Annotated in this window: 13 protein-coding genes; 6 read left to right on the top strand and 7 right to left on the bottom strand. The window is 43.0% G+C overall.

Going from position 1 to position 20,076, the window contains the following annotated elements:
* Positions 1 to 93: 93 nt before the first annotated feature.
* Positions 94 to 330: a tetratricopeptide repeat protein gene (locus HY811_04635; protein ID MBI4834092.1), complete on the top strand. Its 237-nt coding sequence runs from the start codon at positions 94 to 96 to the stop codon at positions 328 to 330.
* A gap of 97 nt (positions 331 to 427) precedes the next feature.
* Here HY811_04635 and HY811_04630 read toward each other — a convergent pair whose 3' ends face one another.
* The 5 genes from HY811_04630 to HY811_04610 all read right to left on the bottom strand — a co-directional run bounded on the left by HY811_04630 (position 428) and on the right by HY811_04610 (position 6,443).
* Positions 428 to 703 (bottom strand): hypothetical protein, encoded by a 276-nt coding sequence (locus tag HY811_04630; GenBank protein ID MBI4834091.1) that lies wholly within the window; start codon positions 701 to 703, stop codon positions 428 to 430.
* Entirely contained in the window at positions 691 to 1,164 is a 474-nt protein-coding gene (locus tag HY811_04625; GenBank protein ID MBI4834090.1) for a hypothetical protein, read from the bottom strand. The genes HY811_04630 and HY811_04625 overlap by 13 nt, the downstream gene beginning before the upstream one ends.
* Before the next feature lie 835 nt (positions 1,165 to 1,999).
* Entirely contained in the window at positions 2,000 to 4,711 is a 2,712-nt protein-coding gene (locus tag HY811_04620; GenBank protein MBI4834089.1) for a DUF2341 domain-containing protein, read from the bottom strand.
* 44 nt (positions 4,712 to 4,755) lie between these two features.
* Complete coding sequence (locus HY811_04615) at positions 4,756 to 5,298, bottom strand: hypothetical protein (GenBank protein MBI4834088.1); 543 nt, start codon at positions 5,296 to 5,298, stop codon at positions 4,756 to 4,758.
* Complete coding sequence (locus tag HY811_04610; GenBank protein ID MBI4834087.1) at positions 5,298 to 6,443, bottom strand: cysteine desulfurase; 1,146 nt, start codon at positions 6,441 to 6,443, stop codon at positions 5,298 to 5,300. Before HY811_04610 ends, HY811_04615 begins: the two co-directional genes overlap by 1 nt.
* 60 nt (positions 6,444 to 6,503) lie before the next feature.
* On the opposite strand from HY811_04610, the gene HY811_04605 reads away from it, so the two are divergent.
* On the top strand, positions 6,504 to 7,424 hold the full coding sequence (locus HY811_04605; GenBank protein MBI4834086.1) for a histone deacetylase: 921 nt from the start codon (positions 6,504 to 6,506) through the stop codon (positions 7,422 to 7,424).
* A 5-nt stretch (positions 7,425 to 7,429) separates the two neighbouring features.
* Here HY811_04605 and HY811_04600 read toward each other — a convergent pair whose 3' ends face one another.
* Both HY811_04600 and HY811_04595 read right to left on the bottom strand, forming a co-directional pair.
* Complete coding sequence (locus HY811_04600) at positions 7,430 to 9,037, bottom strand: HEAT repeat domain-containing protein (GenBank protein ID MBI4834085.1); 1,608 nt, start codon at positions 9,035 to 9,037, stop codon at positions 7,430 to 7,432.
* Complete coding sequence (locus tag HY811_04595; protein ID MBI4834084.1) at positions 9,034 to 13,272, bottom strand: diguanylate cyclase; 4,239 nt, start codon at positions 13,270 to 13,272, stop codon at positions 9,034 to 9,036. The genes HY811_04600 and HY811_04595 overlap by 4 nt, the downstream gene beginning before the upstream one ends.
* 135 nt (positions 13,273 to 13,407) lie before the next feature.
* Between HY811_04595 and HY811_04590 the strand changes: the two genes are divergently transcribed.
* From HY811_04590 to HY811_04575, 4 genes are all read left to right on the top strand, one after another.
* On the top strand, positions 13,408 to 15,249 hold the full coding sequence (locus tag HY811_04590; protein MBI4834083.1) for a hypothetical protein: 1,842 nt from the start codon (positions 13,408 to 13,410) through the stop codon (positions 15,247 to 15,249).
* Between the two features lie 11 nt (positions 15,250 to 15,260).
* Positions 15,261 to 17,495 carry a WD40 repeat domain-containing protein gene (locus tag HY811_04585; protein MBI4834082.1) on the top strand — a complete coding sequence of 745 codons (2,235 nt, stop codon included), beginning with the start codon at positions 15,261 to 15,263 and terminating at the stop codon, positions 17,493 to 17,495.
* A 176-nt stretch (positions 17,496 to 17,671) separates the two neighbouring features.
* Complete coding sequence (locus tag HY811_04580) at positions 17,672 to 19,639, top strand: sigma 54-interacting transcriptional regulator (GenBank protein ID MBI4834081.1); 1,968 nt, start codon at positions 17,672 to 17,674, stop codon at positions 19,637 to 19,639.
* A gap of 200 nt (positions 19,640 to 19,839) precedes the next feature.
* Entirely contained in the window at positions 19,840 to 20,067 is a 228-nt protein-coding gene (locus HY811_04575; protein MBI4834080.1) for a hypothetical protein, read from the top strand.
* Positions 20,068 to 20,076: the final 9 nt, after the last annotated feature.

Below are 20,076 nucleotides of genomic sequence, written 5' to 3'. Positions count from 1 at the left end.
GTTAAGGTTTAAGGGTAACATAATGAATCTGTTTAAGTTTGTTAGCAGAGGTTATCGGAAAGAAAAAGCCATAGCGTAGAGGTAAAACAGCTAATAAACCGAAAGAAGAAACTTATAAAAATTATTCAACAGAGCAGGGATTATCCTAAGGCAATAGAATCATATAAAGAAGCCATACGTCTCAAGCCCGATTATATCGAGGCGCACAATAATCTTGGAATTGCTTATTTGTTGTCAGGTAACCGCGATAAAGCATTAGCGGAATATAATATCCTTAAAAGCCTGAATAAAGAACTGGCCGATAAGCTATATAATTTAATGAATAAATAACCAGGCAGTAAACCAAGAGAATCATTTCAGTCATTTACTGCTAACTAATCAACTAGGCTATCGTTCATGGTGGCTAATTCGCAATTAACATCTGTGCTTACTTCTTCGTCACTAGTACGTCCAAATACAACCCGGCTTGTTCTTTTATATACTTATAATCAATATGGCATTCCCCGCCGGTTTCGAAGTCGTTTAGGTTCAGGCTCTTGTCCACATAGCCCTGGACCATCTCATTAGTTGTATCGTTTTCTTCCTTGATAACCGCCGTGTCATACGCGCTTGCCACGATATTGGCGCCTGCCTGAATGAGGCGCTGGTTTATCGCCGCCTTGAAACTCCCTTTTAATGCTACCTTGGTAATTAATATGGGCATGCCGTGGACTTGCTCTCCACTTTAGTGCCGGTAAATGGCAATACTCTGGCAAGCACCCCGCGCGAGTAATTCTCCTTGGCGTGCTCCACGGCTTCCTTGAAACGCTTTGCCGGGATGCCGTCCACCGTCTCGTAAGCCTTTTCAAGATTATTCTTGTATTTCTCATAGGAACGCCCAAGATTTATGGCGTGCTTATTGATGATATCGCGCGTCTTAAGCCCCTTGCGGCTGATGAAGTCAGGGTTGAATACGGTTTTAAATATCTTGGTGGAGGCGCCGACCACCTGGCTTTGGTATCTGATTTCATCAGGGATTTTCTTCAAGAGCTTGGCATTGGTCCGGACAGCATTGATGTGGAATCCGTCGCGCCATTTCTCTCCCAAATCCTTGAAGGGCTCGGTATACACGGGGACGGCCTTGGTCATATGCAGTAAGAGCTTCTCATCGCTTTTCTTAGGCATAAATACTCCTTTCCGTCAGTAGGCAGTGCGCAGTAAACAGCGTGACTGGCTACTGAGAACTAATCACTGATTACTTTCCTATAATAGGGGAGTGGCCTTAACCAATCCCTATCCTTCTATCAGGTAAGCTATCAGATTATACGCCGGTAGTCAAGAATATTCATCGTAAAGGGTATATCCGGCTATTATAGTAGGTGGACATGTAGACAGTGCTGATAGGTCATGGTAATATTGATGGGTAGTCATAATTATAAATACGGTATGGCATAGTGTAATTATCCGTATAATATATAGACATAGATTATAGGATATATCAATATTGTCAATAGGCTATAATATTAATGATTATGGGTGATATAGATAATTATACATGGATTTATAATACTAGTATATAAGGCAATATAATATAGTTACAGGGTCATAATAGTATAGTGGGGGGGGGAGGGGGGCCATGCCCCCATATGGTGGCATATATAGTAGGCTAGAGGAAGAGATTATACTACCTATTGTATGAACCATATCGGGGTTTATGGAGTTATAGGGTTAGTAGGGTTTGGAGAGTCTATCGAGCCTATGAAGGTTATTGGATGGGTGAGATTAGGATATCCTTAACCGAGTCGCCGTTATTATCTATCAGGCCTGCCTGCCGTAGGCAGGTCTTCGCCGGGGGTATAAGCCTGCCTGCGCCAAGGCTTCGGTAGGCAGGCCAGATGTGCCTCTATCATTCCATCGAATTTCTAGGTGGGGAGGGAGCCTATCAGTTAATTAGCGATTAGTGAATTAGCAAGGGGTTCAATTTTTTTTATTAACTGATTAACTATTCCGCTAATTCATTCTATCTTATGCTATCCAAAATAAGCTTTGCCCGCATTTTGACTTCCGGGTCGGAACTCGCCAATGCTTCTTTGACAAGGCCGATTGCCGGGCGGCCGATAGAGATAAGCTTTTGTGTAGCCTGTTCCCTGTTTTCCCAATCGTCATCACCCAATAACTTTATCAGGTTTTCTATCTCCGGTTTTAAGGGATGTGGCAGTATAATCATTCGTATTAAATCAGTTTCCGTAATAAGTGCTTTTCCTTTAATATCCAGCTGCAACACTGAGCGCGCGATAGGACGGTGATAATATAATATCACGCGCCAGGTAAGATTATCCCTATCTTCTTCAACGGTTTGGGATACCAGGTCGTAATAAATCGACCAGGATTTATAATCAGCCGCCTCTGTTTCATGTTTTAACGCAGTTTCCAACGCCCTGTCTTTATCCGGAGGGCAAGAGATATCCAAAGCGGAAATTTTGGAGAATGAAGTGTTTTTGTCATACCTAACCCAGATATCATTTTCTTCAAATTCCAAATAAGCAGTGTCTTTTATTTCCAGCCCGCAAGTTGATTGCCGATATGTTCCGTAGGCAAGATAGAAGATTTTCGGCTCAGCGGCTATTTTAAGCTTATTCATATCCAACCACAACACCGTATTGCTCTCAAAAGAGCCTTTTGCTATCATCTTATCTTTATCATCAAATTGATTATTATTGTTCGCTTCCAACCAGACGGATATTTCGGCATCGGATTTAGGGCTGCCGACGCCATCCGGCGAAATGTATTTATCTATCCTTAAACGCTTCCAACGAGCAGATGTTTGATTAGACTTGGCCAGCGGAACAAATTTCAGCTCTAATTTGATATGAATTCGTTTTTCATCTTCCCCAACCCAGTTTTTATTAACTAATTCCACCGTGGAATAAAGCGAAACATAATTCTTAGGCTTTAGTTCGTTTTGCGGCCCCCCCACCGCCGGCTCCGGAGATAAATGCCTGCGGACGGCTATCCAGTCGCAAAAAAACAAGTGGTTAGGCGCAGAGTTCCATGCCCACGGGGCGGCCACCAAGCGGAGATTCGTTGTGGTCATCGGCGCCGTATCCTTAATGCTTTCCCACGATTCATTGGCTTTGCTTCTGGCGTATCTTGCGTTATCTGCCGATGATGTCCCATCATACGAAAGGCTTTGCCTAAACCAGATATCATGCCAGTAAGGTTTAAGTTGAGCGGTTTTCTCAGACATCAGGTTTAGGTAAAAACTATTCTGATTCTTAAAAGCATGGGCACCCAGAGGGGTCGTGTCATCATAGGTATAATAGTTATAAACAACTCCAGTGAGCAATATACTGAAATCTGCATTAGATATCCATAATCCACCAAGCGCATAATCATTGTTCCTATGGACTTTCCAAGTGCTTTCCACGGTGATTTTATTAGGAAGGTCTCGCTTTGAATGAAGCCATCCCGGAGCATTACCATCCCCTGAATAAATATTCATAATTCCACCACGGACAAAAGCGCCGCAACCACCGTTTGAAGCATCATTATTTGTTTCCCACTTGGCCTTGTCAAAGCCGGAGGTAAAATCATCAAAGAAGATAAAAGTCTTATTACCATTAGACACTGAAGTAGCGGAGATATTGCCGTAATACATATATAATTGCGAATCTCCAATTGGTAATTGTGGAACTTTGACCCAAAACTTATTATCCGTTTCTTGCCAGTAGGGGAGTTCGGTTTTGCCGTCCCGGTCGGTAAACCTGATATCAGCATAGTCCGCCCGGATTTTTGTGGTGTAATAATCATAGCGCGTCTTGATTTCTTCAGCGGATAAGGCGCGGTTATATATACGGACTTCATCAATTAAACCATTAAACGAATTAAATATATCAGTAACATCAGCGGGGCCGCTTTTATTAGCGTTATGCCCGCTTCCTATATAAAATGTGCTTGGTGTTGGCCCTTCCGACTGATTAGGCTCGTAGGCAATTTTTGCCGCACCAATATTATTAGCCCCGTCTTCAACTCCATCAATATAAACTTTCAGGGTTTTTCCGTCATATAATCCGACTATATAATACCAAGTATCAATCTTAAGAGTTGTATTCCCTTTAACATGTTTGAAGTTCCCACTTCTATCACCGATAGCAAACATGGCTTTATCTTCATTAAGAGCTAAATAATAACCTCGTCCGTCGTGTCCGGCTCCTTGTATATTGACATAAATGAGAATGGGCGAGCTTTTGATCGCATTCGGTTTTATCCAGGCTTCAATGGCAGGAGTTGCTGATTCATATGCTGAAATATGTGTTCCATAAAGATATTGTTTCTTTGTTCCATCAAATCCTGCGGCATTACCGAATTTTCCTTTGGCGATAGTTGCGCCCATATTAATAAGGGTATTATGATAATCTGACGCATCAGTAATAGTGTTTTCGCTTGTTTCCGAGAAATGCCACGAACCGACCAGATCGGTATTATCAATAAATGATTTATCAACGAATGGGGTAATGGCAATCTGGTAATATGTAATCACGCCGGATGTATTCGTGATGGAAATAGTCCGGTAGTAGCCATCAGCCCAATCGCCTTCCCCGGAATTATCTCCGCCAAAGGCGGATCCGCCTTCGGTGGAAAAATCAGGGAAAGAACCGGCATATATAACTGAAGAGCTAAAAAACGTAATAACTAAAAAGCTAATTGATACAACTGATTTTATTTGCGGCATAATTAACCTAATTTACCAAAAACCACCTAAAATACAAGCTTTTATTACGATAACCGGTCGGAGTATTTTCTATCCAGATAAAATCCCCAGGTATAGCCAGCGCATACAGATACAACCAAACCGACAAATACCAAAAGAGAAAGTTCAGGGTCATCAAAAGGTCCGGCTTTGTCATAAGTCAACCCGTGAGTTCCCTTATAGATGTAGGAAGCGAAATAAGCGCCGCCGGATAATGCCATTCCCCAAAATCTGCCTCCGCGTTTGCGGTTAAGCATAAAACCAATCAGACAGCCGGTAATAATATCCGGGGTGATATATTTACCGTGGAGAAACCCAAGCCCTCCGATAAGTATACCGCCGATAACCATCTGTTTAAGCCTGTTTTTGAGTTGGAAAAACCGACGTTTCCGGTATTTTCGACGTTCAAGAAAGCATTTTTCCTCAAATTCCAGGCGAGCAGGTTCAGGCAATGCATCCCATAGTTTCTGCTGTTCTTCCGCCTCTTCAGGAGTTCGAAGAGAGCTTTTACATTTGCCGCATTTCGGCGTTGTGGGCGGATTCGGATACGTGCAAACAGGACAATACATTAACCTTGCTTCCTCAAAAGCGTTACGGCTTCAGCTACAGTTTTAGCCGCTTTATTTATTTCTGTTTCTTTAGTCATCTTGCCGGTTGAAAAACGGATAGTGCCTTTTGCCCATTCAATGGGGATATTCATGGCTTTAAGAACCGTGGATATTTCAAAATGGTCGGAATGGCAGGCGGCACCAGCAGAAACCGCCAATTTGTCCTTTATCTCGTTAATCAAATCTCCGGCAAGAACATCTCGGAAACTGATATTGAGTGTATTGGGTAACCGTTTTTCATGATGGCCATTAAGCCTGATATCATCAATATATCTCTTTAAAGCGTCATATAATTTATCCCTCATGGTTTTAAGATGTTCCGTGCTTTTCGTTAAATCCCGTTTAGCGATTTCGCATGCCTTTCCTAATCCGACTATTTCCAGGACGTTTTCCGTTCCCGGGCGTTTCCCTTTTTCCTGTCCGGCGCCGTGAATGACCTTATCTAATTGGATGCCATCCTTTATATAAATAGCGCCGACACCTTTAGGGGCATATAGTTTATGGCCGGCAACCGACAATAAATCAACTCCTAAATCGTTGACATTTACGGGAATTTTACCCATGGACTGCGCGGCATCCGTGTGCATGACAATCCCGCGCTTTCCGGCAAGCTTTGCTATTTCCTTAATCGGCTGGATGGTCCCGACTTCGTTATTTGAATGCATGATGGTGATAAGAATAGTCTCCCTGGTAATAGCGTCGGCCACATCATTAACTCTAACCATCCCGAATTCATCCACAGGAAGGTAAGTCACCTTAAATCCCTGCTTTCCCAGGTACCGGCACACCTCGATAACCGCGGGATGCTCTATCTGTGAAGTAATGATATGATTCCCTTTATGCCGCTTTGAAAAGGCAATGCCTTTGATGGCATAATTATTAGATTCCGTTCCTCCGCTGGTAAAGGTAATCTCCGGCGCCGAGCATCCTAATAGGGCAGCAACCTGAAGACGGGAATTTTCCACGGCATTTTTCGTTTGAATGCCGTAAACATACGAGCTGGAAGGATTACCAAAATGCTTTTCCAGATACGGCTTCATTGCTTTAATCACTTCCGGGTGATGCGGAGTAGTCGCATTATAATCCAGATAAACCGGCTGTTTCATAATTATTCCTTTATATTCTTGAGATTGCAAGTTGCATTTATTATAATTAAATTTAAAGTTATGGCAACGTTTTTAGTCTATGACGATATCTACCTCGAGCACAATACCGGTATGCATCCGGAGAATTCCAAAAGACTCATAAATACCGTTCAGCACCTAAAACAATCCTCTATCAACAAGAAGCTCACCTGGCTAAAACCGCGAGCGGCAACTTTTGAGGAAATCGCTTATATTCATTCACCAAACTACATAAAATCAGTTGAGGAAGTAGCCGTAAAAGGCGGCGGATATCTCGATGCGGATACGGTGCTTTCGCAAGGGTCTTATGAAGCGGCGCTCTATGCAGCCGGGGGGGTGCTTTCAGCCATTGATAAAGTAATGGAATCAGGCAATGCCTTTTGCCTGGTGCGACCTCCCGGACACCATGCCCGGCCGAACCACGGGATGGGCTTCTGCCTCTTTAATAATGTGGCTATTGGCGCGCGATACCTCCAGAAAAAGCATAAGATTAAAAAAGTGGCTATCATAGATTGGGATCTGCATCACGGCAATGGCACGCAGGAAGCTTTTTATGATGATAGCAGTGTCCTTTATATTTCTCTCCACAGGTATCCGTATTATCCGGGCACCGGCCATGAGGATGAAAGTGGAAGTAATGGCGGCAAAGGATTCACCGTAAATTTCCCGCTTGATTACTCCGCCAGCCGCAAAGATTTCTTCAGCAGTTTTGAGAAAGCCCTAAAAACCGCGGAGTCATTCAAAGCAGAGTTCATCCTCATTTCCGCCGGATTCGATACCTACAAAGACGACCCTTTAGGAGGACTGGGATTAGAGGTGGAAGATTACTTCAAGCTAACCGAGATGACAAGAACAATGGCGGATAAGTTATGCAAGGGACGGATTGTTTCGGCTCTTGAAGGCGGATACAGCCTTGACGGCATTCCTTTATGCATCGAAGCTCATCTTAAGGCGCTGGTTTAACCAGGTTATTTATCTACATACACGCCGTTGGTTAATTCCGCGATATTCTTCATCAATTTAGCGCCAGCGCCTTTGCTGCCGGTCTGAATAGTATGTATCACAACCTTGCGATAACGGTTCAGTTCGGACAGGTTTTTCAGGATATTGTCCGGCTCGATAAATTCACCGTAAGTCGGCTTGCCGTCGGAAAGAAGGAATACGGTATCAATATCTTTTTCCTTAAACGCCTCAATAATGGTATTATACATATCACCGCGGCCGCGCTTAATATCTTCCAGTATTTTCCAGGAATCCGAAACAAAATCCAGAGCCTTTTGCTTGTTTTGGTCCGTAGCCGGGACAATATTCTGAAAAGACTGCCTTTTATTAAGCCGCAAAGCTTCCGTTGACATCAGGATAATATTAAAATGAACATTCGGCTTAAAGTTCTTTAAAACCAGCGCCAATTGTTCCTGGGCAATATCAATACGGCGCTTGCCGGTTTTACCCATTTCCGCTTTCATGCTGCCGGAAAAATCTATAATAAAGATAACGGATTCCCCGAGAACCGGTATCTCAAAGAAGCGCGGGACAGAGATGGTCTCCGATTCATCCGGTTTTGACGGATTTTCCAATCCTTCCGGCTCGATTTGAACATTCTTGTTTGCAGCCAGCCAGCTTTCCCACTTTTTGGCGTCGTAGCCGAATGACCGCCCGGTAAGACTCTGCAGGGCATTTACGATATCATAACGCAAGCGCCCGCCTTCCTTGGAAAGCCTGGTAACCAGCGGGTTAAGGCATTCCGGACGCCTTATTTTGCGAAGGACGCCGACGGCTGAAGAACGAACCTGCCAGTTTTTATTATCCAAAAGCGCTATTGCACATTTTAACGCTTCGTCCGGGGATTCGTTTGTCAGGGATTCCAGCGCGGCTATCTTCACCTCAGGCGAAGCATCGGTCAAACCTTTTAGGAGATGGGGGAGTGATTTTCCCGGATCGCTCACGGCAGCAATAGCTTGAAGCAATACGCCACGAACTTCGTCCGAGCGGTCGCTTAATTTCTTTACGAGCAAATCCGTAATATCCTTACTTTTTGTTTTTATAAGCAGGCGAATCGCGGCAATACGGACTAAGTGGTCGGAATGCTCCATCTTTCGGATGACGGATTCCTCATAAGCACCGGAGACCTTAAGCGATTCAAGAGCCTCAAGCGCCTTGACAACCACCGCGGCATTAGTATCATCAAGGGCTTTAACAAGACAAGGGAACATATCGGCGTCATTTATCAACCCAAGCACCAGGCAGGCATTCGCCTTTGTATTTAATGGTATTCTGGAAACGTTCAAGGTTTTATCGGCAAAATACTTCGCCATTTCCTTGTTCCTCATTTTAGAAAGTGCGGTAACAGCCGCCTCGCGAATAGGAGCTTCCTTATCATCCAGAAGGATAATTAGCGCGTCAATTGCCTCTTTGGTTTCCTTTTTCCCCAGGCGCTCAATGGCATCAAGACGGTCCCAGTAATTACCGTAAGAGGTGTCTTTAACCGTTACAAAATCATTATTATCAGCGGCAAATAAGAAAGGGACAATGAAGATTAATATAAAAAATAATTTATATTGCGCCCTAAGGCTCATTTTCGCATCCCTAATTTTGCGGCGGAACTGACTTCCGGGCTTTTATCTTTCAGGGCTTTTTCCAGAGCAGCTTTCGCATCGAGACTTTTGATATGTCCCAACGCCCAGGCAGCCGCGCCGCGTATGGTATCACTATAACCACTACCCATACCCAAGAAACTCTTTTTCTTAAAAAGAATATTGGTCAGGAAAGGAACTGTCGTGGATGAACCCAAGCGGCCAATGACGTGCAATAATTCGATCTTATTATTATCGCCGACCCGTTCAAATATCTCAACAAGATTATCTGAGGCTTCCTGATAACCAAGCTCCTCAATTATACCAGCTGAAAGCATGGCCAAGGTTTCTGCTTCTTTTAAAAGCCCGGCTAATATGGGCAGCGAAACTTCTTTAGGCATTTTTTTTATAACACCCAAGGCTTCCTTCCTGATTGCATCATCCTTATGTTTAACGAAAGGAATAATTATTTCGACGATACCCGGCGGAGATATTATATTTATAACGCTTAATAATTTTTTGATATCTTCCGGCTCGGTTGCCGATGCCATTACGGTAACAAAATCCGCAACGGCGCTTTCACCTGATTGCCTCATTAAGGTTGCCAGGATTTCACGCTCAGGAATGTTTTCGCTTGCTTTAAGCCGTTCCATCAGGAGCGGGGTTACCAATTCTTCAAATGCGGAAAGAAAAACGAGCGCAGAGGTTTTAATGTTCGGATCAGGGCTTTCCAGGTCATTTATTACACCCGCAAAGTTTTCCGCCTTTATAATTTCCGCTATTTTCTTGCGCCGTTCTTCTTTCATTTTATCGTCGAGGTTCTTAATATTTCCTGATTCCCTTTTCAGGGCGGAAACCAATGAGCCGGCATCTTCATAGTTTTTGACAGACAAATAAAAATCAACCGTTTGATAAAACGCCTGCAATAAGGGTGCGTGGCCGGCCGGGGATTGCTCTGACTTAATGCACTCGACCAAAAACGGGGTAGCATGGCTGGAGATATATTCTTTCACCGGGTCGGACATCCTTTCAAACGAATTGGCAAAGAACGACAACGCCCGCGCGCGGACTTCAGGTTTATTGCTTTTAAAATTCTCTATGAACCGGTCAACCAAATCAATCAGTTGTTTCAAGGTTTGGGATTGGGCTAATTTATTGGCGACTTCAAGAAATTCCGCGCTGATAAGCTGTTCAGGCGCATTTTTAAGCAGTTGGATAATCTGGTCATCTAACGGAACCTCTTTGGCTTCTTTTTCTTCACCTGAACCCTCCCCTACGCCTTCCCCTTTACCGGTAAGTTTTTCACGCCAGGCGCTCTTCTTATGCTCGGCAACACTATATACCGATTGGCCTATAACAATGCCGAAAACACCCTGGCTTGTCAGTGCCATATGCCAATCCTCGGTTTTAGTCTGTTCACCCAAAGGAGGGTTATTAATCAAACGCAGGACTTTTTCAAGCTCCATGGCGGTATAAGAACGGTTTATGCCGATACTTCTAATGTTGTTTTCACGAATTAACTTGGCGAGCAGCTGGGTCGGAACGCCGAAGGTGCGTGAATTAAGCAAAGTTCCGTTAAACAGCAGGTTATTTTCCACCTCGCTCAAATCAACCGCGTCAGCAGACACGAAGAGTTTACCTAAAACATCCTGAAGCAATTGGACCGCCTGGGTAGTCAACTGGCTTCCCTCGGGATAAAGGCGGACATTATCTATGGCCGCAATAAGATGGCGCAAATAGTCACGTATAACAGGAGTGTTCTCTGCATTGATTTCCATACCGCTTTTCTGGGTGGATTTATCTGATTTGCTTTTTCCAACCGGTGATGTCACGACGAACGCACGCTGGGCTATGCCGATATTGGTGATGGCTTTAGCGTCCAGGAAAGTATTCCAGTAACCAGGCTCGGCATAGTTTTTATTAGGGGAATTATCTAAATCGCGCAGGAAAAGTTCCATTTCCTTGGCGTTTACGCCGTGGCGGATGGTGCAGCTTTTTATATAATGCTCCCTCATCAGATTAAGGAAATCGGTTACCCCTGTCCCGTATGTTTTTGGGTCAAGGGGTATGGTATTGACATTTAACTGGTTTTTTATTTCACTTAAAGTTATTTTATCCGCTCGCGCCAAAACTGTTTCGAATGTCTTGATTAAGCCTACAGATGACTGGACAATTAACTGGCTTCCTTCCGGGTACAAACGCATATTCTTAGCAGTAGCGCATACGCCTCTCAAGATATCCTTCATCAGCTTCATTAAATCTTCTCCTAATGGATCCGTAGCTTCCTTAATCTTGGAACGTATTATCATCTTACCATGTTCGTAATATCCCTTAGCTTCATCATGTCGGAACGATTGCGAAGCCATCTGATCGGTCTTGCCAGCATACAACTCTGCCCGGTCTTTATTACCGGATTGCTTATAGTGATAAGAAAGCGTGGAAGCAACCGCATCTATATCATCCTTATGGAGCTTTTCAGTTGCCTCGCCGATTTGCTGGTGTAAATTACGTTTGGTAGAATCATCTATATTCTCGTAAGTCACTTCCTGAATGCGCTGGCTTAAGAAATTGAACAAATCAGACTGGAAGGATTTTGTTTCCCCGACTAAACGGGCGCTTTTCGCTTTGTCAATCAAATCCAGGATTTCACCTTCGTTCTTCCCGGCCAGGTTTTTGAGGAGTTTCAGGTCGATTTGTAATCCGCCGACCGACGCCTGGCTCAGCATTTCCATGGTGGTTTTATCCAGCAACATGAAATTATCCTGGATAACGCTTTCCAGCGTGTAATGCCAGGCGTTTTCCGGGATTATATTAACCACCCACGTATTAGCCTTGGGAACGATATGCTTTTTGAGAATCAGGTTTTTGACCATTTCTTCGATAAAGAGAGGATTACCTTTGGTTACTTCAAAAACCTTATGGTCAAAAGCTGTATCAGATGATCGATTGGCAAGCAAAGCGGATATATACGCTGAAGTATTCGGCTGGTCCAATGCTTCGATCAACACATACTTGAACCACTCCGTTCCGGAAAGATCGGTAAGGAAACTATCTATTTCCGGATGCTTTTTTTCCAAGACATCAAGGATTGAAGAACGGATGGCTCCGCAAATCATTACCCGTCCGCGGTCGGAACTGTTAAGGTAATTTATTATTTCAAGAGTTCCTTCATCGACATTCTGCATTTCATCAAGCCCAACCACCACAGAATGTTTTTCCGAAAACTCCGTCAAAAACACAGACAGACCTTCGAAAAGCGTTTTACGTCTGGCTTCATCGGTAGTTTCCTTGCTTTCAGGCAAAGCAGACACCTCAGGCAGCACAGGAATAAGCCTTTTTAATTCCAACTGCTGCAAATACGAAGCGGCAGACCAAAATTTATTGGTTATTTCCGTATAGCGGTTAATCAGTTTTGACAGCACATAAGTTAAGGGTTTGTAAGGAATCCGTTTTTCAGATTCAAGGCAGGTAAAATAAAAGGCAGAAGCTTCGTTCCCGGTCAAAACGGTAATCTCTTTCAAGAAACGAGATTTTCCTATACCGGCTTCGCCGGCGATAAGGACGAAAGAATTAGTTCCTTCCTTGACGGACGAAAATACGTCTTTTATCTCCGAGATTGTTTTTTCCCTGTTGATAAAAACAGGCGGGGGGAAGTTTTTAAGCAGTTCTTTCTCTGAAACGACAGCTTTTTCCTCTTTAGTTCCGGCAATCGAAACCTTATTTTTACCGCCTTTTTTAGAAATATATAAAGCCTTGTCCGCGGCATCGATAAGCTCCTCTGGGGTGCGTCCATCATCAGGAAAACAGGCAATTCCCAAACTGATGCTGAGTTTTAAATCTTTAGCGCCGCCCTTGATCCGGAAAACCGTTCCTGCGACTTTTTTTCTTATCGCTTCGGCGATATCGCATCCGGAATTCTTATCTGTCGCCGGCATGATTACCGTAAATTCATCGCCTGCATACCTGATGGCAATATCATCTTTGCGAACGGATTTTTTAATTGCACCGGCAAGGAACTTCAGAGCATTGTCGCCTTCCAAATGGCCGTAATTATCATTAATCTCCTTAAAGAAATCGACATCTATCATGAGCAAGGAGGTGAAAGTGCTGTTTTTACCGACGGCTTTCCAGTCAACCTGGTCTTTGAGGTACTGGTACATATACCGCCGGTTATATAATTCGGTAAGCTCATCCTGAAAAATAAGCTTCGCCAAATCATCTGTTTTAGGGTATGTCATGTAGCGTATATTACCAAAAAACTATTTGGTTTGTCAAGATAGTATTTTCTTGACATTTAAAAAAATAAACCTATACTAAACGAAAATTTATAAATTTATGCACATCAAAACACGCCTTAAAAAGGAGTTCTCCGTATGAAAAAGAGATTATTTGTTTTCATAGCCATTTCCATAGCCGCACTTATAGGAATCAGCTTGGGAAATGAATCTACAGATATTAAAATCATGAAGCTGTCAGAAATAAAAATCGGTATGAAAGGCTACGGAAAAACCGTGTTTGAAGGGACGAAGATAGAAAAATTCGATATCGAGGTGCTCGGTGTTATGGAAGACTCCATCGGTCCGAAACTGCATATGATACTGATAAAATGCAAACACCCGATAACCGATAAAGCCGGTATTATCCAGGGAATGAGCGGAAGCCCGATTTATATTGTCGAAGACGCGGAAAAAGAACCGGAAGGCAGATTAATCGGAGCGCTGGCATATGGGTGGGGCGGCTGGGCATACGGCAAAGAACCGATTGCCGGGGTGACCCCGATTGAATTAATGATTGAAGACATGAACCGCCCGCCGGAAAAAGCAGGCAATACAGAACCCGTCTATAAAGAAGAAAAAACGGCCCAAGGCGAAGGGAATACGCCGTCAAAAGCCGGCTACATGCGGCCTTTACAAACACCGCTGTTTATCTCAGGAATGACCGCCAATAAGATTAAACTGGTGGAAAAATACCTAGCGCCGTATAATATTGTCCCGGTACAAACAGGTTCCGCATCAGCCGCCGTTAAAGAAATGGTCCCCATGGATATGGAACCGGGCAGCGCCATCGGGGTTAACGTGGTCCGCGGCGATGCAGAATGGTCCGGCATCGGAACGGTTACCTACCGTGATGGAGACAAATTTATCGCTTTCGGGCATCAAAACGAGTTGAAAGGGGAGCTTGCTTATCCCATTTCAAACGCTTACATTTACGGAATAATCCCGACAATCGAAAGCGCATTTAAATTAGGCTCTCCGGCGAAATCTCTCGGAGTGATGACCAAAGACGAAAAAACCGGTATCTCTGGCTTTGTCGATGGGACTAAAACAGTCGGTATGGTCCCGGTAAAAATAACGGTCGAAAACGCCAAAACCCATAACCGGCATGAATTCAATTACGAAATCGTAAAACACCGTCAAGTTATGGGAGGGGTATTACCCACACTTATGTCTGCGGCGACTGAGGCCGAACCAATCCCTGAATCCGGCATGATCGAGGTTATCACCATGATTAAACTAAAAGGGGCCGATCCTATATCTATCCGCCGCCTGACAATTGACAGTCCATCCGGGGCCGGTTGCGGGAGCGTAAACAACGTATTCCTGCCGATCTGGCAAAATCCTTATAAGGAAATAGAGGTTGAAAGCGTCTCTTTTGAAGTTAAAGTCCTGAGCGAGAATAAAAGCGGTATAATCCAGAAAGTTTGGATTGACCAGGAAGAAACAATCCCCGGCGAAACTGTAACCATCAATATGCTAATCAGGCCTTATCTTAAACCGGCAGTTCTCAGGCAAATGCCTATTACAATCCCTAAGGATATGGAGCCGCAAACCATTAATATAATTATTTCCGGAGGGAACGACCTTATGCCTGAACTTCCGCCTCCGACAAACGTCCATGAAATGATACATTTTATGAAATCCTATTATGACAGCGATACTATTGTCGCATCAATACCAATAAAGGAAATAGATTTCAGGGTAAACGGAAAAACTCTGCCGCGGCTGCCGAATTCTATTATCAGCCAGTTAATTAATCAAACACGCGAACCAGTTATCGGAACTAACGGCATTAATGCAGCCGATCCCACTCCTTCTCATAATAATCCCATTTTTTTGGCCCCTAAAAGCCTTAAATTCATACAACCATCGGAATTTGTCATTGACGGAGGCGGCTCTATCAGTTTAAAAATAGTAAAGATAAAAACTAAAAAATGAGAGGAGTGAATATGAGCAAGAGAAAACTTTTAAACAAGGTTATGATACTGATACTCGGCGTGGGGCTCTGTTGTATATGTAATCTGAATACCTACGCAGTCGGAACGGCATACTGGGAAATAAAAGATAAACCCGCCGCACGCCAAGGTGAAATGGAAAACCTGGTAATAACAGCCGACGGGACGGTGGTTCTCGGGGAAACCGTCGTTAAAATGGAAGTTCCTGTTTCGCCAACAGGTACGTATGAACCAAGCATCTGGACAGGGGTGAAAGGCAAAAAAGACATTTACTATTTCGGAAGCGGTTCAGGAAAAACCTACAAGATGGACGGAGAAAAACTTGACATTGTTTATGATACCAAAGAACTGCTGGTTACTTCGCTGGCGTTTTCCGACTCAGGAGAACTGTTCGTGGCAACTATCCCCAACGGCAAGATATTCAAAATCGGCAAGGATGAAAAAGGCGAGCTTTTCAGCACGCTTCCTTCAACATATGTATGGTCATTATTATTCGGACCCAATGGCAAGCTCTATGCGGCAACCGGACAGGAAGGCATCATATACGAAATCGACTCCAAAGGAACGCCAACAATATTTTACGATACCAAGAAAAAAGCCAATATACTGTCAATGGTCTTTGATGGAAAAGACGCGTTCTATTTCGGGACAAGCAACCCTGGAATACTTTATAGGATATCTCTTAAAGGTAAACCAGAGGTAATCAGCGATTTCGGACCGAACGAAATAAAACACCTGTATTTCAGCAATCAAACCCTTTATATCGCAGTCAACAGCGGAATCCAGGTGCCTCCCCAGGAATTTCTGGAAGCAATGGCTAATGCGGCTAATCAACCCCAAAAGATAAAGGAAAAAACTCCCCAGCAACCGCCCCAAACACCGCAACCAGCCCCGCAAGAAGAATCAACTAAACCGCAGGAAAAAGATACGGACGAAGATTCCGAACCGGCTGAAAAAGAAGGGGATAATGATATCCAGCCATGCGCGCCACCGGCTTCTTCCGAGCCAAAAGCACCGGTACAAAGCTACATTTATAAACTAAACGGGGGAGGAGTGCTGAAGGAAATTATCACATTCGATAATTGCTATTTAACTGAAATAAAAGCAAATGACCGCAACGAGATATTTGCGGGAACAGATAATACCGGTAAGGTCTTCAAGATAAACGAGCAAGGTGAATACTCCATACCTTTTGACTTTGAAACAAAGCAGGTTTTGACATTACTATTAGATAAAGACGGCAACCTTAACTTAATCGGGACAGGAGGTCAAGGAAGAATCTACCAAGTGAGCCATAAGGGCGCCAAAGATGGAAGTTATACATCAGAAGCATTTGACGCCAAGTTCGTTTCTAAATGGGGCAACTTTACCTGGAAAGGAACCGGTAAACTTGCTTTCCAATCCCGTAGCGGCAACACCAATAAACCGGACGAAACCTGGTCGGACTGGTCTAAGGAAAAGGTTATTTCACCCGAAGAACCGTTTATGCCGGAAAATAAAGAAGGGCGTTATTTCCAGTTTAAACTGACCTGGGAAACGGATAATAAGGCGGAACTAAAACAAACATGCCTGGCATATTTAATCAATAACCAGAAACCAAAGCTGTCGGCTTTGGCATTTGCCGCCGATCAGGCGCAACCGCAACCGCCTCAACCGCCCCAACCGGGACAGCCCCAGATGCCTATCGTTCGTAATACCATGAAAACAGTGACCTGGCAGGCATTGGATACGGAAGGCGAACATCTGGGCTATAAGGTTTTTTACAAGAAAGAGGGCTTAAAATACTGGATTCCTATGCATACCGAAACGCTTATTTTTACCAATGCGTTTATGTGGGATACCGGCAGCCTCGCAGACGGAGAATACCGCGTAAAGGTTATCGTTACCGATGAAAAATCAAACTCGCCGGAAGCCGCGCTTAGTGATGAGAAAATATCCAATACGTTCAGAATTGATAATACCGCTCCACAAGTTACGGTTAAGATTGCCAAAGAAACCTGTTCAGGCAAGATAATGGACCAGCTTTCGCCTATCAGGAAAATCCAGTATGCGCTTGACGGCAAAGAGTGGAATCAGCTTATGCCTAAAGACGGATTGCTTGACACTAAAGAAGAGGGATTCGAGTTTTCGCTCGCTAAGCTGGATAAGGGAATGCATTCCGTAACCATCATGGGATTTGACGATGCGGGAAACTTCGGAACCGCTACGGAAGAATTCGAGATTAAATAAGAACAGAACCTAATCACAACCGCCCCGGCGATAAAGTCGGGAGCGTTTTTATTTCTCTACCAACACAACCGGATAGCTTTCTGGATTCAAGTATCCTATTCACCGAAAATAACACGAAACTGCGTGGGGTTAATATTCGCTTGACAACCACTCCTTTTTTCTGTATAAATATTATCATGAAAACCCGTAAGCCGTTATCGGGTTATCTGGAACAAATTAAGATTGTTTTGGATAACAAAAATTGGGCTAAAGTTAAATATTACGGTGAAATTGCAGCAAAAAGAATTTCTTCCCTGAAATGTTCTCCAATTGAAAAGTATTACCTATATTATTATTTGGGAACAGCGTATAGCCAGCTCTCTGAATATTCTGAATCTTTAGAAGCTTGTTATAAAGCGCAGTCAATTGCATTAAAGCATACACTTCCGGCAGCTTATCTTTCTATTGTTCATTATGGTTTGGGGTTAAACCTCTCTGCTATTGGGGGTATTAATCAAGCTTTGTATCATTTCCAGAAGGTCGAAGAATATTATCAAAAATACGGTGATGCTGCTATCGTGATGGATAAAAATAGTTACATTAAAACCCTCATTGAATTAGCTTTTTGCTATCTTGCTGAAAACAAACTGGGTGGTGTGCAGGAAATAATTGAGAAGAAGTTGCCTCGGGACGAGACATTTCTATCAACAGGTTTTATCGGGTTACATTATCACCATCTTGTCGGCGAATATCAAATAGCAATAAAAAAGTATGATGATGCCGCGCAGTCTTTTAAGGAGTGCATCAGGATTAGCGAACAAGATTCATTCCCGGAAAAAGCGCTTGAGGCAAAAATACACTTGGCTATGATTGAAATATTGAAATCGCAATTGGATTCCGCTGTTGCGGTTTTAGAAGGCATTGCCAAAGATGCCCGCCGATTAAAACTAAACGATCTTGTATGCGAATCTCTTTTGCTTTTAAGTAAATGTTATTTTTTAAATAATATGCCACAAAAAGCAGAGAAAATGGAAAAACGCATTAAGCCAATAGTATCTAATTTAGATATAACCTGGTTTTATGAAAAGACCCGTGAATTTGAACGGTTCTTTCGTCAATTATCCGCACTAACGAAAACATCTTATTCCGTCCCGTCTGTTCTTGTTCAGACGCTTGGTTACCGTTGTGAATTATCTTTTACTAAAGAAATTGTAATCGGGAAGTCACCTTTGATGCGTGATGTGTGGCAGTTGCTGGAAAAAGTTGCGCCGACTGATTTGCCGGTTTTAATTCAGGGTGAAACCGGCACAGGGAAAGAAGTGATTGCTAATGCGATTCATCAGAATAGCCACCGTAAAGATAAACAATGGTTAGCGATTAATGCAGGTGTACCGACCGAAACACTCTTGGAAAACCATCTTTTTGGGCATACTAAAGGCGCTTTTACAGATGCCAAGGAAGATAAAAAAGGTTATATTGAACTTACTTCAAACGGAACACTCTTTATTGATGAAATTGCTAATATGTCTCCGGTAATGCAACAAAAACTCCTGCGCGTTTCAGAGGAAAAACTTCTCTGGCGAGTTGGGGCCCAGAAACCAATTCCGGTTGACACTCGCTTTGTTTTTGCATCTAATCAGGATGTTGAACAAATGGTAAAGAATAAACTTTTCCGAGAAGATTTGTTTTACCGTATTAACACTATCGTTATTAATCTCCCTCCTCTTCGCGACCGAAAAGAAGACATTCCTCTTTTAACCCAGCATTTTTTACGAAAATGCTCTATTCCCCGTAAGGAAATTCCCGAAGTATCGCCCAGCACTTTAGCGCTTCTGGTCGCCTATCCTTGGCCCGGCAATGTCCGTGAATTGGAAAACGAGATAAAACGCATATGTATCTTATACCCGGATGCCAAAACTATTACAGAAACAATGCTTTCAGAACCTATCCAAAACTATAAACAAACTATCCATTCATCTCACTCTTTAACCTTTAAAGAATTAAAAAAAATAGCTGAAAAAAATATTATTATAGACATCCTAACAAAATGTAATGGCAATATTAGCCAAGCTGCCCGTCTTCTTAAATATGGTCGCGCCAATCTTCACAATAAGATAAAACAGCTAAACATATCTTATTCTTCCGATTTTGTTTCGAAGCGGTAACGTCTTAGTAATACTGGTATTCTTTTTAATACACCTTTCTTCAAAATTGATTCTTAGCAGATTGATTCATTAAGCCTAACCTCCTTATTTATAACCGGTTAAATGGTTTTACGGTTTTTGCAAATTTTTACGAATGTTGGCACGATATTTGCATATATACATCATATATGGACGAAACGGAATAAATGGAAACGTTATTTATGAATAAAAACGCCTTGAAATATCCTCCGTTAACAGCGGCTGATTTACTGGTTATACGCGGTAAACCTATGGCAAAAATATTTAAACCATCCAAATATAAATTGCCGCTTGATAAACTGCCTCAAACATGGGTTTATTGTAAAACAAACGGCCAAAACAAAATGACCGAGGAGCATTATATATTTGAATGTGGTTATATGGTTGGATGGAAACAAGTGGCTATATAAATTAATATT

It is taken from the genome of Planctomycetota bacterium (assembly GCA_016207825.1).
GTDB lineage: Bacteria > Planctomycetota > MHYJ01 > JACQXL01 > JACQZI01 > JACQZI01.
This window is presented reverse-complemented; position numbering and strand designations above follow the sequence as displayed.